The organism is Amycolatopsis keratiniphila (assembly GCF_000400635.2).
In the GTDB taxonomy this organism is placed as follows: domain Bacteria; phylum Actinomycetota; class Actinomycetes; order Mycobacteriales; family Pseudonocardiaceae; genus Amycolatopsis; species Amycolatopsis keratiniphila.
The window spans coordinates 6,322,949-6,337,675 of sequence record NC_021252.1; the positions used below are offsets into that span (position 1 = coordinate 6,322,949).

Below are 14,727 nucleotides of genomic sequence, written 5' to 3' on the forward strand. Positions count from 1 at the left end.
GCGACACGCTAGGCATCGGCATTCGGCCTAGTCAACGCGGAGTAGTCGTGTCGCCCCATCTGTGTGACGAGGTGACAGCGGAAGGGCTCAAATGTGTGACGCGCCACAGGCGGGCGTCAGATGGAGTCGCGCTCCCGGCCCGCTTCCAGCAGGTCTTCGCGGGCGCGCGCGACGCGCGAACGCACGGTGCCGACCGGGCAGCCGCAGATCTCGGCGGCCTCGGCATAGGAAAGGCCCAGCACCTGGGTGAGGACGAGGACCTCGCGCCGCTCCGGGTCGAGCCCGTCGAGCAGCATCCGCAGCTCCACGAGGTCTTCGAACCCGGCGACGCCCTCGGCCTGACGGGCACCGCGGCGTTCGGCGGTGGCCTCCCAGTCGACGTCGGCGAGCTTCGGGCGCGCCGAAGCCGCGCGAATGCGGTCGACCACCACGCGGCGCGCGATCGACAGGAGCCAGGTCCGCGAGGACGACCGGCCGGCGAACCGGCGCAGGCTGCCGAACGCGCGCAGGTACGTCTCCTGGGTGAGATCGTCGGCGGCGCCGACGTCGGCGAGGTGCGCGACGAAACGCCAGACGTCCGCCTGGGTGGCACGCACCCAGTCCTCGAGCGCCCGCCGGTCGCCGCGAGCGGCGGCGAGGGCGAGCTCGGTCACCCGCTCGTCGTCGTGGTTGCGCGCCCCGGCCATACGAGAAACGTAGCAGCGTCGCGGGAACCGGGGCAGGCCCGCGCCCGACAAGTGAGACGTGAAGTGCGAGACCTGCCGCGAGGCCCTGTCGGCCCGGCTCGACGGCGAAACCGAACCCGCCCCACCCGAGGTGGTCGACCGGCACGTGGCCGGTTGCGCCGCGTGCCGGTCGTGGCTTTCGCGCGCCGAGCGGATGCACCGGGCGATACTGCTGCGGCCCGCTCCCGCGGTCCCGGACCTCACCGCCGTCATCCTCGAACGCACACCCGCCCCGCCGAGCGAGGGCTGGCCAGCCAGGATAGCGCTCGCGCTGGTCGCGATCGCGCAGCTCGGGCTCGCCTTCGCCCAGCTGCTGGGCGTCGAAGACCACACCGCGGGCCACGGCACGGAATCCCTGATCGGGCACCTTTCCCACGAAAGCAGCGCGTGGAACCTCGCCGTCGGCGTCGGACTCGGCTGGGCGGCCGTCCGCACGAAGGCGGCGGCCGGCCAGCTGCCCGCGCTGACCGGTTTCGTCGCGCTGCTCCTGGCACTGTCGGCGGGTGACCTCGTCACCGGGCAGGTGACCGCCGGGCGCGTGCTCACCCACGGGTTGGTCGTCGCCGGACTGATGTTGCTGTACGTGGTGAACCGGCAGCACCGGCTGCGCAACCGCCCCAGCCCGGCGACGACGGCCGATCACCCGGGTGCCCACAGCGCCGAAACGGACCACGAGACCGGCGAAACCCCCGAACGACCCCGGCAGCACAGGGGATTCCGGCGGCCCGCGAGCCGCCACGTCGCCTGAAGCCGTCTGGTCTAGACCATTACCGGTCACTGGGAGCACGCGCCCGGATACCGGGTGAATCACGGTTTTTCGCGCGCGGCGTGCGCGATTCGCGGCGCGGACACGTTTATCGTCGCCTGGGACCACCGAATGTAAACCTTCTTGCCCATTTCGGGCCGGAGGCGGATAACTTTGGTGGAACACCTTGGTTCGACAGGAGGCGAAGCTCGTGGTTGGCGCAGAAAACCCACCCGTCGGCACCCCCGCCGGGATGCGGAAGATCAATCAGCGCGCCGTGCTGGACCTCCTGCGCCGCAGCGGCCCGGCGACGCGGCCCCAAGTCGCCAAGGACACCGGCCTTTCGAAACCCACGGTGAGCCAAGCGTTACTGGCGCTCGAAGCCGCCGGTCTCGCCAGGGCGACCGGCCACACCTCGACCGGCACCGGCCGGTCCGCCGTGCTCTACGAAGCGGATCCCACGGCGGGCTACGTCCTCGGTGTCGACATCGGACGCGAGCACCTCCGCGTCGCCGTCTCGGATCTCGGCCACACCGTGGTCGCCCGCCGTGACGAGCGGAACACCTCGCGTTCGGGCACCGCGCTCGTCAGCGCCGTCGGCGCCCTCGCCTCGGCGACGGTGCGCGAAGCGGGACTGTCCCAGGCGGACATCGTCGTGCGGGTCCTCGGCTCCCCCGGCGTCGCCGACCCGGACAAACGCTGCTTCCGGCACGCGCCGAACCTGCCCGGCTGGGGCAAGGCGGGCTTGCTCGACGAACTCGAAGGCGTCCTCGGCCCGGACCTCATGGTCGAGAACGACGCGAACCTCACCGCCGTCGGCGAATGGGAACGCGGGGCCGCGCGCGGCGCGTCCGTGTTCGGCTGCATCACCATCGGCACCGGCGTCGGGATGGGCGTGATGGTCAACGGTCAGGTCTTCCGCGGCGCGACGGGCGCGGCGGGCGAGATCGGCTACCTGCCCTATGGCCAGTCGCACGCGGCGGGCGAGGGCGAGGACGCCCCACCGGTCCGCGGCCACCTCGAAGAGGCGACGGCGGCACAGTCCGTCGTGCGCGGCGCGCGTGAACTCGGCCTCGGCACGGCGAAATCCGCCCGCGAGGTCTTCCGGCTCGCCCGCGACGGCGACGAGCTCGCCCTGCGTGCCGTCGAGGCGGAGGCCGACAGGCTCGCGTACACCGTGGCGTCGGTGGCGGCGGTGATCGACCCCGAGCTGATCGTGCTCGGCGGCGGCATCGGCACCGCGGCCGATCTGCTGCTCGACCCGATCGACCGCGCCTTGCGCTCGTTCACGCCCCTGGTCCCGGCGGTCGTCCAGGGCGAACTGGGCGACGACGGAGTGCTCACCGGCGCGATCAGCGTCGGGCTGCGCGCCGCGGAGGGCCTGGTCTTCGAACGCAAGGTCGGCGCGGCCTGAGGCATTACCTCCGCGGTAATCGACAGCGGGTGCACGCTGTTCCTATGACCACAGCCAAGAAGATCGTCCTCGACTGCTTCGAGAACATGTTCGTGCACAAGGACTTCGCCGCCGCGGGCAGGGACGTGCACCCGGATTTCGTCACCCACAGCCCGGGTTTCCCCTCCGGCCGTGACGCTTTCGTCGAAGCCATGCGGAATTCACCGCTGGCGGACGCGGACGTCGCGGTGAAACGCGTGATCGCCGACGACGAGCACGTCGTCGTGCACCTGCACGTCGTCCGGCCGGGTGAGGAGCTCGGAGCCGCCATCGTCGACATCGTGCGCGTGGAAGACGGGCTCATCGTGGAGCACTGGGACGTCAAGCAGCCCGTGCCGCCGGGCGCCGGGATGTTCTAGGGCTTGATGATCAGGCAGGTGCTCGACGCCGTCGCGAGCACCTTGCCCTGCCCGTCGCGGATGTCGCCCTCGGCGAACGCGACGCGCGAACCGGCCTTCACGATCCAGCCGTGCGCGCGGATCTCCCCCACCGAACCGGAAATCGCGCGCAGGTAGTTCACCTTCAGCTCCACCGAGGTGTACCCGACGCCGGCGGGCAGGGTCGAGTGCACCGCGCACGCCACCGCCGAATCCAGCAGGGTCGCCGCGACCCCGCCGTGCACGGTGCCGATCGGGTTGTAGAGCGACTCGTCCGGCGTCGCGGCGATCACGACGTCACCCTCGGCCACGCTCACCCAGCGCATGCCGAAATGCGCGGAGATCGGCGCGGGCGGGATCCGGCCCTCAGCGATCCCGGTCAGGTAGTCGAGCCCGGACAGCTCCCGGCCGAGCCGGGCGGTGGGCAGCGGATCCTGCCAGGTCACGGTCTTCTGCCTGGTCTGCCCGGTGACGTCGATGGTCATGGCTGCCTCCTAAGACGATCGTCCTAGGCTTTCCTAAGACGGTCGTCCTAGTCAAGGACTATGCTGGGCCACGTGTCCGACACCACCACTCGCGAGCGGATGATCTCGACCGCGATGACGCTCTTCCGCCGCGAGGGCTACCAGGCGACTTCATGGCGGCGGCTGGTCGAGCAGGCAGGCACGCCGTGGGGGTCGGCGTACCACCACTTCCCCGGCGGCAAGGAGCAGCTCGCGGTCGCCGCGATCGAGCTCGGCACCGCCGTCGTGGCGAAGACGGTCCGCCGCGCTTTCGAGCGCAACGAGACGGTCGAAGACGCCGTGGCCTGGTGGTATCGCAAGGCGGGTGAAGCGCTGGCCGCCGACGACTACCGCGGTGGCTGCCCGCTCGCCACGATCACGCTGGAGATGGCGCACGCCTCCCCCGCGATCACCAAGGCGTGCCAGGACGCGTTCGCCGCCTGGCACAAGCTGCTCGTCGAACTGCTCGGCGAGGCCGAAGATCCCGAGGACGTCGCGACGGCCATCATGAACAACCTGGAAGGCGCGCTGCTGGTGAGCCGGGTCCACCGGTCGCCGGAACCGCTGGAGCGGGCCGCGCGGCACGTCGCGCTCGTGGTCCGCGCCGCCTGAGAGCCGAGCGAGTACCGTCGAGCCCGGGTAGCGTTGCCAGACATGATCGGTCTGCCCGACACCATCACGGCCTGTCTCTTCGACCTCGACGGCGTGCTGACCGGAACCGCGGCCCAGCATCGCGAAGCGTGGAAGCGCACGTTCGACGAGTTCCTGCGCGCCCGCGACGGCGACGCGTTCTCGCCGTTCACCGACACCGACTACGCGGCCTACGTCGACGGAAGGCCGAGGGCCGACGGCGTCCGCACCTTCCTCACCTCACGCGGAATCGAGCTGCCCGAGGGAAATCCCGGCGACGGCATCGACGCCGCCACCGTCAACGGCGTCGGGAACCGCAAGAACCAGCTGGTGCTGAAGATCATCGACGAGGAGGGCGTGACCCCGTACCCGGGTTCCGTCCGGTATCTGGAAGCGGCGAAGGCGGCCGGACTGCGCATCGGCGTCGTCACTTCGTCGGCCAACGGCGCCAAGGTGCTCGACGCCGCCGACCTGACCAAGTTCGTCGAAGCGCGGATCGACGGCATCGTGATCGCCGAGAAGAACCTGCGCGGCAAACCCGCGCCCGATTCCTTCCTCGCCGGCGCCGAGGCGTTCGGTGTCGCCCCGGCGAACGCGGCGGTCTTCGAGGACGCGCTCGCGGGCGTACAGGCAGGCAAGGACGGCGGTTTCGGTTACGTGGTCGGGGTGAACCGCGCGCACCAGGCGGGCGAACTGCTCGCGCACGGTGCCGACGTCGTGGTGGACGACCTCGCCGAACTCCTGGAGGACCGCAAGTGAGCGAAGCGCTTTTCCGCGGCTACGAGGTCGCGCCCTGGGAGCTGCGCTGGCACGGGATGGACGTCGACGCGTTGCAGCGCACCGAATCGGCGTTCGCGGTGTCCAACGGGCACATCGGCCTGCGCGGCACGCTGGAGGAGGCGGAGCCGCGCGGCCTGCCGGGCACCTACCTCAACGGTTTCTACGAACAGCACGACCTTCCGTACGCCGAAAGCGGTTACGGCTACCCCGAAGAAGGCCAGACGGTCGTCAACGTGACCGACGGCAAGATAATCCGGCTGCTGGTCGAGGACGAACCACTCGACATGCGCTACGGCCAGGCCACCGAACACGACCGCGTGCTCGACTTCCGGAAGGGCACCCTCGCGCGCGACACCGTCTGGTCCTCACCCACCGGGCGCCGGGTCCGGGTGAAGACCGAACGCCTGGTCTCGTTCACCCAGCGCGCCGTCGCCGCGATCCGGTACGAGGTCGAACCGCTCGACGACGATCTCCAGCTGGTGGTGCAGTCGGATCTGCTGGCGAACGAGCCGATCGAGTCCGACACGCGCGATCCGCGGGTCGCGGCGGCGCTGGAATCGCCGCTGGTCGGCGAATATCACCACGCGGAGGCGTATCACGCGGTGCTGGTGCACCAGACCCGGCGATCCGGGCTGCGGATGGCCGCGGCGATGGACCACAAGATCGACGTCTCCGACGGCGTGCGCACGCATATCGAGGCCGAAGACGATCTCGCGCGGCTCACCATCGCCGTCGACGTGCCCAAGGGCGGACGGCTGCGGATCACCAAGTTCCTCGCCTACGGCTGGTCCGCGCAGCGTTCGGTGCCCGCCGTGCGCGCGCAGGTCGAGGCCGCGCTGGCCGGGGCCCGGCAGACCGGCTGGAAGGGACTGCTCGCCGAACAGAAGGCGTTCCTCGACGACTTCTGGGAGACCTCGGACATCGAGATCGACGGCGACCCCGAACTGCAGCAGGCCGTGCGGTTCGCGCTCTTCCATCTCCTGCAGGCCGGGGCCCGCGGCGAGACGAGGGCGCTGGCGGGCAAGGGATTGACCGGCCCCGGCTACGACGGCCACGCGTTCTGGGACACCGAGACCTTCGTCCTGCCCGTGCTCACCTACAGCATCCCGGACGCCGCCCGCGACGCCCTGCGCTGGCGTCACTCCACTTTGGACAAAGCGCGGGAAAGGGCGGCGCAGCTGGGTTTACGCGGTGCCGCGTTCCCCTGGCGGTCCATCAACGGTGCCGAGTGTTCGGCGTACTGGCCGGCGGGCACGGCGGCGTTCCACGTCAGCGCGGACATCTCCGACGCCGTCGTGCGCTATCTCAACGCCACCGGTGACGACGAGTTCATGCGGACCTGCGGCGCGGAACTGCTCTTCGAAACCGCGCGGCTGTGGGTTTCGCTGGGGCATTTCGACCGGCGAGGCCGCTTCCGGATCGACGGTGTCACCGGACCGGACGAGTACTCCGCGGTGGCGGACAACAACGTCTACACGAACCTGATGGCCCGCCGGAATCTCTTCTACGCCGCCGAAATCGTCGGCCAGCACGACGACATCGCCCGGCGGTTCGAGGTCGGCGAGGACGAGGTCGCGTTGTGGCGCAAGGCGGCCGACGCGATGCTGGTGCCCTACGACGAGGACCTCGGCGTCCATCCGCAGTCCGAAGGGTTCCTGGAGCACGACGAGTGGGATTTCGAGGCGACGGACCTGGATTTCTACCCGCTGCTGCTGAACTTCCCGTACTTCGACCTGTACCGCAAGCAGGTGGTCAAACAGGCCGATCTGGTGCTCGCGCTGCACCTGTGCGGGGATTCCTTCACCCCTGAACAGAAGGCTCGCGACTTCGCCTACTACGAGGCGATCACCGTGCGGGATTCCTCGCTGTCCGCGGGAACGCAGGCCGTGGTGGCGGCCGAGGTCGGGCATCTCGACCTGGCTTACGACTACCTCGCCGAGGCGGCGCTGACCGACCTGCACGACGTGCACAACAACGTCCGCAACGGGCTGCACCTGGCGTCGCTCGCGGGCGCGTGGCAGGGCACCGTGGCCGGATTCGGCGGGCTGCGCGACCACGGCGGGCGGCTGACCTTCGCGCCGAGGCTGCCGCCCCAGCTGCGGCGGATCGCGTTCCGGCTGACCTTCCGCGGCACCCGGTTCCAGGTCGAGATCGACGGCGAGAGCGCGACGTACCACGTGATCACCGGGGACCCGCTGGAACTGGCGCACCACGGCGAGACGTTCACCGTGACCGCCGAACCGGTGCGGCTGCCGATCCCGGCGATCGATCCGGGGCCGGCGCCGACACAGCCCGCGGGCCGCGCTCCGGCGCGACGGCGGCCGAAGGACGCGTGATACCGGTCAGTCCGGGGGTTCGACCGGCGCCTCGCCGCCGCCCGGCACGTCGTCGACCTCCTTGGTGCCGTGCGGCCCGATGTCACGGTTGGGCGCGCTCGGCACGTCGGTCTTCGGCTGGATCCCGCGGAGGTCGTCGAGGTCTTCTTCGTCGTCCTGCCCGAAGCTCTTCTTGCTTTCCCTCATGTGTCCGGGGTACCCGCTCGCGGCCGGATGCGCCAGTCCTCAGGCGGCTTTCGCCGGTTTGCCGTCCAGCGTGACCAGCCCGTCGAGCATGCCGAGCAGCAGCCCGTCCCTGGTGGACCACGGGCAGATGGCGACCTGACCACCCGAAAGCGTCAGCAGCGCCTCGGCGACGATCGCGCCCGCGAGCGCCTGATGGGAGCGCTGCCGCGAGATGCCCGGCAGTTCGGCGCGGCGTTTCGCGGGCAGCTTCGCCAGCCGCGGGATCCATGCGCGGAGGTCGTCGAGGTGCAGTTCCCTGGAGCGGGACGGCCGGTCGCCGGCGAGCCGGGCGAGTTGCCGCAGCACCTTGGAGCAGCCGACGGCGCGATGGTCGCGGATATGCGGCAGGACGTCCTGCATCGCGTCGCGGACCTCGTCGAGCACGTGTTCCCGCATCGCCCGCACGACCTTGGGCGACGGGCATTCGGTGGCGAACCAGTCCCGGGTCAGCGAACGCGCGCCGAGCGGCAGGGAATGCGCGAACCCGGCTTCCTCGGCGTCGCCCGCGGCGAGTTCGACGGTCCCGCCGCCGATGTCGAGCACGAGCAGCCGCCCGGCGGAGGCGCCGTACCAGCGGCGCGCGCCGACGTAGGCCAGCTCGGCCTCGCGGCGGCCGGTGAGGAAGCGCAGTTTGACCCCGGTGGCCTTCGCGACGTCACAGACGACCTGCTTCACGTTGGCCGCGTCGCGGATCGACGACGTGGCGAGCGGGTACACGTCCTCGACACCGTGCTTGGCGGCAATGGTCATCCCCGCCTTGACCGCGGAGGAGACCGCGTCGATGCCACGCCGGGTCAGGTTCCCGTCATCGTCGAGTTCCCGGTCCAACCGCAGCCGCGTCTGGTGGCTCAGCACGGGATCGAGTGGCGAACCACCCTTGGCCAGGACCACCAGCCGCGCACTGAACGAACCGACGTCCAGGACCGCGGCGGACGGCTCGCCGATCTGCTTGCGCACGCGAGGCACCTCACCTTCGTCGCGAACGGATTCCCCCGAGGTCTCGCTTTCACTCCTGATAATGGCGGATTTCCCCGCCGTTCAGGCGTGATTCACGTTCTCTTTCCACCGGGAGGCCGTTTTTTGACCACGAAGGGGTTACACCGGCGCAGGTCAAGTATACCGTATCGATACAGGTGAGAGGTTCGCCTCCCCCTGCGCGCCTAGTCGATGAGTTCGCGCAGCTTCGAAACCTGCGCGACGCGGGCCTCCCGGCCGGGCAGGAGCGGGTTGACCACCAGCGTGGTCGCACCGGCCTCGCGGAAGGCGGCCAGCCGCTCCTTGACGTAACCCTCGGGACCGATCAGCGAGATCGCCCTGATCAATTCCTTCGGCACCGCCGCGGCAGCCTCTTCCTTCTTGCCGTCCAGGTAGAGATCCTGGATGAGCTTCGCTTCGGCTTCGTAGCCGTACCGCTGAGCGAGACTGTTGTAGAAGTTCTTGCCGCGCGCGCCCATGCCGCCGATGTAGAGCGCCAGCATGCCGCGAAGGTGGTCCAGCATCCCTTCGACGTCGTCACCGATCGCCAGCGCGGTGCCGACGAAGGTGTCCAGCTCGCCCAGCGACGGGTCGCGCTTCGCCTTGCCCTCGGCCAGCGACGCGCCCCAGACGTCCGCGGCCTTCTCGGGGTGGAAGAAGATCGGCTCCCAGCCCTCGGCGAGTTCGGCGGTGAGCGCGACGTTCTTCGGGCCGATCGACGCCAGCAGGATCGGGATCCGCTCGCGCACCGGGTGGTTGATCAGCTTCAGCGGCTTGCCGAGACCCGTGCCCTGCTCGGGTGGCAGCGGGATCGAGTAGTGCGTACCGGAGTGCACCACCTTCTCCCGCCGCCACACCTGACGGCAGATGTCGATGATCTCGCGCGTGCGCCCGAGCGGCGCGTCGTACTTCACACCGTGGAAACCCTCGATGACCTGCGGACCGGAGGCGCCGATGCCGAGCGTGAACCGGCCGTCGGACACGAAGTCGAGCCCGGCGGCGGTCATCGCGGTCAGCGTCGGCGTCCGCGTGTAGATCTGGAAGATGCCCGACGCGATCTGGACGCGCTCGGTCTTCGCCGCGACGTAGCCGAGCTGGCTGACCGCGTCGAACGAATAGGCCTCGGGGACGAAGACGATGTCCAGCCCGGCCTTCTCCAGTTCGACGATGTCGGCCACGCTCTCGGCGAACCCGCCGGCGTAGCTGATCGCGGTCCCGATCCTCATCCGCATCTCCTCATCGAGTTACTGAGCGCTCGCTTAGCGACAGTATGCGCCGGGAGCGCCTACTTCGCGTGTGTTCCGGCTCACTGCGCGGCCACCCAGCCCTTCACCACGTCGTCCAGCACCGCCAGCGGCAGGATCCCGTTGCTCAGCACGACCTCGTGGAAGCCCTTGATGTCGAACCGGTCCCCGAGCGCGGCCTCGGCCTCGGCGCGGATCCGTTCGATCTCCAGGCGTCCCACCATGTACGACAGCGCCTGCCCGGGAACGGCGGCGTAGCGGTCGATCTCGGCCTCGATCTCCACCCTGGCCATCGGCGTGTTCTCGGCCAGATAGTCGACGGCCTGCTGACGGCTCCAGCCGAGCGCGTGCATCCCGGTGTCGACGACCAGCCGTCCGGCGCGCATCGAATCCTGGGTGAGCATGCCGAACCTGGTCAGGTCGCTCGAGTACAGGCCCATCTCGTCGGCGAGGCGCTCCGAGTAGAGACCCCAGCCTTCGACGTAGGCGTTGACGTCGGCGTGCCCGCGCAACATGGGCAGGCCCTTGAGCTTGTGCGCGATGCAGATCTGGAAGTGGTGCCCCGGAACGGCTTCGTGGAAGGCGATCGCCTCGCTCGTGTGCTTCGGGCGCTGCTCGGCCTCGTAGGTGTTCGCGTAGTAGGTGCCCGGCCGCGAACCGTCGAGCGCCGCCTCGATGTAGTACGCCAGCGTGCCGCCGGGCGCCTCCGCCGGTGGGACCGGCTCGACCTGGCACCGCTCCTCGGGCACGGTCGAGAACCACTCCGGCGCGACGGCTTCGGCGCGGGTGATGGCGTCACGCGCGGCGTCGAGCAGTTCGTCGCCGTCCCGCCAGCGCAGTGCCGGGTCGGTGCGCAGCCGTTCGAAGATTTCGTCGAGGTCCTTGGTGCCGAAGATCTTCTCGCCCAGCTCGCGGTATTGGTCGGCCAGTTTCGCGATCATGTCGAGGCCGGTGTCGTGCAGATCCCGCGCGGTGCGCTCGGTGGACGTATGCGCCCGGATCAGCGCGGCGTACTTCTCCTGCCCGCCGGGAAGCGCGCAGAGACCCGGCTCGGTTTCGGGCTTCGCCACGGGACGCAGCTCGTCGGCGAGGAAATCGCGATACCGCTTGTAGGCGGGCCGGACGACCTCGGCCAGCAGCCGGTCACGTTCGGCCTCGTAGCCGTCCACGGAAACGGACGCGGTGAGCGCCAGCGGATCCCCCGCCTCGTCGCCGAGATAGCGCTCCACGTAAGCGATCCCGCCTTCGACGAGGAAGCCGGGCGGGACGAGACCGTCGGCCGCGGCCGCGCGCTGGCGCACGATCAGGGCGTCCAGGTAGGCGCCCAGGCCTTCCAGCCGCTTCAGGTAACCGCGGACCTTTTCCTCGTCGTTCAGCGACAGCACCGAAAGTTCGTTGAGCATGAACAGCGCGGGCGAGGCGAGCCCGTCGCTGACCGAGAACTCCGAGGCCCGCGAATCGATGACGTCGACCATCGCCTTCGCCTGCTGGATCACGACTTCGCGGGTGACCGCCTCGGCCGGGGAAAGTCCTTCGGTGGCAAGGGCTTCGGCCCGTTCGGCGATGGCGACCGCCGACGCGCGCTGCGCGGCCGCGGCCTCCGCGCTCGGGTCGGGCAACGCGCCTTCGTCGCCGGGGAGTCCGAGCAGCGAACGCCACAGCGGAAGCTCCTCGAACTTGAGCTCCATCAGCTCCTCGGCGAGGCCGTTCGGGGTGTCGCCGTGGCCCTTCACCCAGTCGCGGACCACGCCGTCCAGCACCGAAAGCGGCAGCGACCCGCCGCCGAGCACGACGTCGTGGAAGGCCTTGATGTCGAACCGGCTGCCCAGCGTCAGCTCGGCCGCGGCGCGGATGCGCTGGATCTCCAGCCGTCCCACCATGTACGACAGCGCCTGGCCGGGGAACGCGATGTACCGGTCCACTTCGGACTCGATCTCCACGAGCGCCATCGGCGTGTTCTCGGTGAGGAAGTCGATGGCCTGACGGCGGCTCCAGCCCAGCGCGTGCAACCCGGTGTCGACGACCAGCCGTCCGGCACGCATCGAATCCATGGTCAGCATGCCGAGCTTCGCGACGTCGTCGGAGTACAGGCCCATCTCGTCGGCGAGGCGCTCGGTGTACAGGCCCCAGCCCTCGGCGTACGCGGTGAAGTCGCCGACACGGCGGAGCAACGGGAGCTCGGTGAGGCCCTGCGCGAGGCTCAGCTGGAAGTGGTGGCCGGGGATGGCCTCGTGGAAGGCCGTCGCCTCGGCCGCGTGCCGGAACCGCTCCTCCGCCTTGTGGGTGTTGGCGAAGTAGATGCCGGGGCGGGAGCCGTCGACGGCGGGCCACATGTAGTACGCGGCGGGCGCGCCGGGCGCGGATTCGGCGGGGACCGCCTCGACCGTCCACGGCTGCGGCGGGATCCGGCCGAACCAGTTCGGCGCCTCGGCCTCGGCCCTGGTGATGGCCGCGCGGGCGGAGTCGAGCATCTCCTCGGCGCTGGACCAGCGCAGGTCCGGGTCGCTGCGGAGCTTGCTGAAGATCTCCTGCAGGTCGCTGGTGCCGAAGACCCGTGAGCCGTACTCGCGGTACTCGTCGGCGAGGCCGGCGATCACGTCGAGACCGGTCTGGTGCAGCTCACGCGGGGTGCGGACGGTCGTGGTGTGCATCTCGGCGAGCAGGGCGTAGAGGCGCTCGCCGTCGGGCAGCCAGCAGACGCCGGGCTTGTCCTCGGGACGGCCGTGCGGCGCGATCTCCTTCGCGAGCACCTCCCGGTACTCGGCGATCGCGGGACGGACGACGTCGCGCAGCAGTTCCGCGCGGCGGGTCTCGAAGTCCTCGTCGGGCGCGGGCTGGCGCAGCAGCGGATCGGCCGAAGGGTCGGCGAGGTGCCGGTCGAGGTACGCGACGGCGGCGTCGACCAGGTAGGCGACCGGGACCAGGCCGCGGGCGACGCCGTCCCGGTGCCGCTGCGCGGCCTGCCGCAGGTACTCCGGGATCGCGGCGATCCGCCCGAGGTGGGCGTCGGCCTGCGCGCCCGTCCCGACCGACATCATCGGCAGCACGGTGAGCACCTCGGCGGCGGGCGAGATGAACAGGTCGCTGATGGTGAACTCGACGAACCGCGAGTCCAGCAGGGCGATCCTCGCCCGCGCCATCGCGATCAGGACGTCACGGGTGGTCTTCTCCTCCGCGCTCAACCCGTCCGTGGCGAGTGCCTCGGCCCGCTCGGCGAGCCCGGCCAGCCGCGCGCGGAAAGCGTCTCCCGCGGCCTCGCTGAGATCGGTGAGGCCGGTCGATTCCGGACGGAAGCCCTGCAAAGCGGGCATGACCGGCTCGGCGTCGAAGAGGGCTTCGACGAACTCGTCGGCGAGGGCGGAGACTTGGCTCATGTTTGCTTTCCCCAGTGGTCGATGGAGGCGGTATCCCCGACCCTAATGGAGAGCGAGTACTACCGAAGCCGGGATTTGCGGCCTCTCCCCGCGGCGCCGGAGGCGAGACGGTAGCGTTCCCCGACGTGGCCGTGACCGATCCCGTGGACATCCGCCTGCTCGCCGCCCTCGCGGACCTGGGCAAGGCGGCCGTACACGAACTCGCGGCGAAGGTCGGGATGGATCCGCGCGAGGTCGCGTACCGCCTGGTCGCCCTCTCGGGCAGCGGGTTGCCGCTGCTCGTGGGCGTGGAGAGCGACCCGAACGGGCTGCGGGCCGCGATCTCGAGCGCCCCGCCCTCCTGGGCCCAACAGCCCCCGCAACAACCTCAGCGTCCCCCGGGACACTCCGGGCCGCACAACATCCAGGGCACGCCCTCGGGGCCGTACAACGTCCAGGGGACGCCTTCGGGCGCGTACAACGTGCACGGCACGCCTTCGGGCCGCTACCCGGGTCCGCCGTCGGCCCCGGTGCGCCAGCCGATGGCGCCGCCGCAGCCCCCGCCGCGTCCGCCTGCCCCGCCGCAGCAGCAGTTCGCCCCGCCGCCGATGGCGCCCGCCGACCCGGTGATGAGCACCTGGGGCGTCCCCCAGACCGCGTCCTGGGCGCGCGGCGACGAGCAGCAGGTCACTCCGCAAGCCGCCCCGGAGGGCAAGAAGGGCCGGACCGGCGACGTGATGGAGACCCAGGGCCTGGAGGGCGAACAGCTCACCGTCCAGTTGCTCGAGGTCCAGGACCCGGCGGACTACCTGTTCAGCGCGGCGGGCTACTCGCTGGAGGCCGGGGAACGGTCGGTCGTGGTGCACACCGAGATCACCAACCGCGGGAACATCCCGTTCGTGTCGCTTCCGGACAACTACCTCGAACTGCTCACCGCGGACGGCAAGCCGATCGCGAAAGCTCCGGTCTCGCTGACGTCGCGGCCGCCGCACAAGATCGGCGTGCGGCCCGGTGAGACCCTCGGCGGGCACACCGTCTACGTGCTGCCGGACGCCACCCGCGTGGTCGCCGTGCGCTGGTCACCGCGGCCGGAACCGGACGAGCGCACGCTGACCTGGTCGATCGAGGACTGACGCGCCCTCTGTCTCCGCATTCAGAGGACTAAATGCGGCTCTTCAGGACGCAATGAGGCAACGGTAGTGAAGGCCTCCTTTCCTACCCTCAGGGTTGTGAAGGAGGCCTTCACGGCCCGCCGATCGCCTCAACGGTCACGGAAGACCCACACGCCACAACGGTTGCGCGTGAAGGACCCCTTCACGCGGCTCAGCCGAGGGAACTAGGCCTTCGCGACTCCCCCGGATGTCATGAAAGGGTCGTTCAG

General features: G+C 70.2%; 13 protein-coding genes. 7 read left to right on the plus strand and 6 right to left on the minus strand.

Features of this window, described 5'->3' with window-relative positions; all coding sequences use genetic code 11:
- Positions 1-116 precede the first annotated feature (116 nt).
- Positions 117-686 carry an RNA polymerase sigma factor SigC gene (sigC, locus tag AORI_RS68890; protein ID WP_016335903.1) on the minus strand — a complete coding sequence of 190 codons (570 nt, stop codon included), beginning with the start codon at positions 684-686 and terminating at the stop codon, positions 117-119.
- 58 nt (positions 687-744) lie between these two features.
- Between sigC and AORI_RS68895 the strand changes: the two genes are divergently transcribed.
- The 3 genes from AORI_RS68895 (at position 745) to AORI_RS68905 (ending at position 3,282) form a co-directional block, all read left to right on the plus strand.
- A complete protein-coding gene (locus AORI_RS68895) occupies positions 745-1,473 on the plus strand; it encodes a zf-HC2 domain-containing protein (RefSeq protein ID WP_016335904.1) in 729 nt (242 codons plus the stop codon).
- Between the two features lie 208 nt (positions 1,474-1,681).
- A complete protein-coding gene (locus tag AORI_RS68900) occupies positions 1,682-2,884 on the plus strand; it encodes an ROK family transcriptional regulator (RefSeq protein ID WP_016335905.1) in 1,203 nt (400 codons plus the stop codon).
- Positions 2,885-2,928: 44 nt separating this feature from the next.
- Entirely contained in the window at positions 2,929-3,282 is a 354-nt protein-coding gene (locus AORI_RS68905) for a nuclear transport factor 2 family protein (RefSeq protein WP_016335906.1), read from the plus strand.
- Here the strand turns inward: AORI_RS68905 and AORI_RS68910 are convergent.
- Complete coding sequence (locus AORI_RS68910; RefSeq protein ID WP_016335907.1) at positions 3,279-3,785, minus strand: PaaI family thioesterase; 507 nt, start codon at positions 3,783-3,785, stop codon at positions 3,279-3,281. The genes AORI_RS68905 and AORI_RS68910 overlap by 4 nt on opposite strands.
- 72 nt (positions 3,786-3,857) lie before the next feature.
- Between AORI_RS68910 and AORI_RS68915 the strand changes: the two genes are divergently transcribed.
- Genes AORI_RS68915 through AORI_RS68925 form a run of 3 tightly spaced genes read left to right on the plus strand, consistent with a single transcriptional unit; the run spans position 3,858 to position 7,549 of the window.
- The gene (locus AORI_RS68915; protein ID WP_228688211.1) at positions 3,858-4,415 is read left to right on the plus strand and encodes a TetR/AcrR family transcriptional regulator; all 558 of its coding nucleotides are present in this window, start codon (positions 3,858-3,860) and stop codon (positions 4,413-4,415) included.
- 42 nt (positions 4,416-4,457) lie between these two features.
- Positions 4,458-5,192 carry an HAD family hydrolase gene (locus AORI_RS68920; RefSeq protein WP_016335909.1) on the plus strand — a complete coding sequence of 245 codons (735 nt, stop codon included), beginning with the start codon at positions 4,458-4,460 and terminating at the stop codon, positions 5,190-5,192.
- A gap of 56 nt (positions 5,193-5,248) precedes the next feature.
- Positions 5,249-7,549, plus strand: a complete 2,301-nt coding sequence (locus AORI_RS68925) for a glycoside hydrolase family 65 protein (RefSeq protein WP_123799087.1) — start codon at positions 5,249-5,251, stop codon at positions 7,547-7,549.
- Positions 7,550-7,555: 6 nt separating this feature from the next.
- On the opposite strand, the gene AORI_RS68930 is transcribed toward AORI_RS68925, so the two are convergent.
- From AORI_RS68930 to AORI_RS68945, 4 genes are all read right to left on the minus strand, one after another.
- On the minus strand, positions 7,556-7,735 hold the full coding sequence (locus AORI_RS68930; RefSeq protein WP_016335911.1) for a hypothetical protein: 180 nt from the start codon (positions 7,733-7,735) through the stop codon (positions 7,556-7,558).
- Positions 7,736-7,774: 39 nt separating this feature from the next.
- Positions 7,775-8,731, minus strand: a complete 957-nt coding sequence (locus AORI_RS68935; RefSeq protein WP_016335912.1) for a Ppx/GppA phosphatase family protein — start codon at positions 8,729-8,731, stop codon at positions 7,775-7,777.
- Positions 8,732-8,934: 203 nt separating this feature from the next.
- Positions 8,935-9,975, minus strand: coding sequence for an LLM class F420-dependent oxidoreductase (locus AORI_RS68940; RefSeq protein WP_016335913.1), 1,041 nt, complete (start codon positions 9,973-9,975; stop codon positions 8,935-8,937).
- An 80-nt stretch (positions 9,976-10,055) separates the two neighbouring features.
- On the minus strand, positions 10,056-13,367 hold the full coding sequence (locus AORI_RS68945; protein ID WP_016335914.1) for a DUF885 domain-containing protein: 3,312 nt from the start codon (positions 13,365-13,367) through the stop codon (positions 10,056-10,058).
- A 125-nt stretch (positions 13,368-13,492) separates the two neighbouring features.
- Here AORI_RS68945 and AORI_RS68950 point away from each other — a divergent pair, with 125 nt between their 5' ends.
- Entirely contained in the window at positions 13,493-14,479 is a 987-nt protein-coding gene (locus AORI_RS68950; RefSeq protein WP_016335915.1) for an AsnC family protein, read from the plus strand.
- Positions 14,480-14,727 lie beyond the last annotated feature (248 nt).

Excerpts from the sequence above, each read along its gene's own strand:
- AORI_RS68945 (WP_016335914.1), bottom strand. The coding sequence starts at position 13,367 with ATGAGCCAAGTCTCCGCCCTCGCCGACGAGTTCGTCGAAGCCCTCTTC.
- AORI_RS68910 (WP_016335907.1), bottom strand. The coding sequence starts at position 3,785 with ATGACCATCGACGTCACCGGGCAGACCAGGCAGAAGACCGTGACCTGG.
- sigC (WP_016335903.1), bottom strand. The coding sequence starts at position 686 with ATGGCCGGGGCGCGCAACCACGACGACGAGCGGGTGACCGAGCTCGCC.
- AORI_RS68920 (WP_016335909.1), top strand. The coding sequence starts at position 4,458 with ATGATCGGTCTGCCCGACACCATCACGGCCTGTCTCTTCGACCTCGAC.
- AORI_RS68930 (WP_016335911.1), bottom strand. The coding sequence starts at position 7,735 with ATGAGGGAAAGCAAGAAGAGCTTCGGGCAGGACGACGAAGAAGACCTC.
- AORI_RS68925 (WP_123799087.1), top strand. The coding sequence starts at position 5,249 with ATGGACGTCGACGCGTTGCAGCGCACCGAATCGGCGTTCGCGGTGTCC.
- AORI_RS68940 (WP_016335913.1), bottom strand. The coding sequence starts at position 9,975 with ATGAGGATCGGGACCGCGATCAGCTACGCCGGCGGGTTCGCCGAGAGC.
- AORI_RS68905 (WP_016335906.1), top strand. The coding sequence starts at position 2,929 with ATGACCACAGCCAAGAAGATCGTCCTCGACTGCTTCGAGAACATGTTC.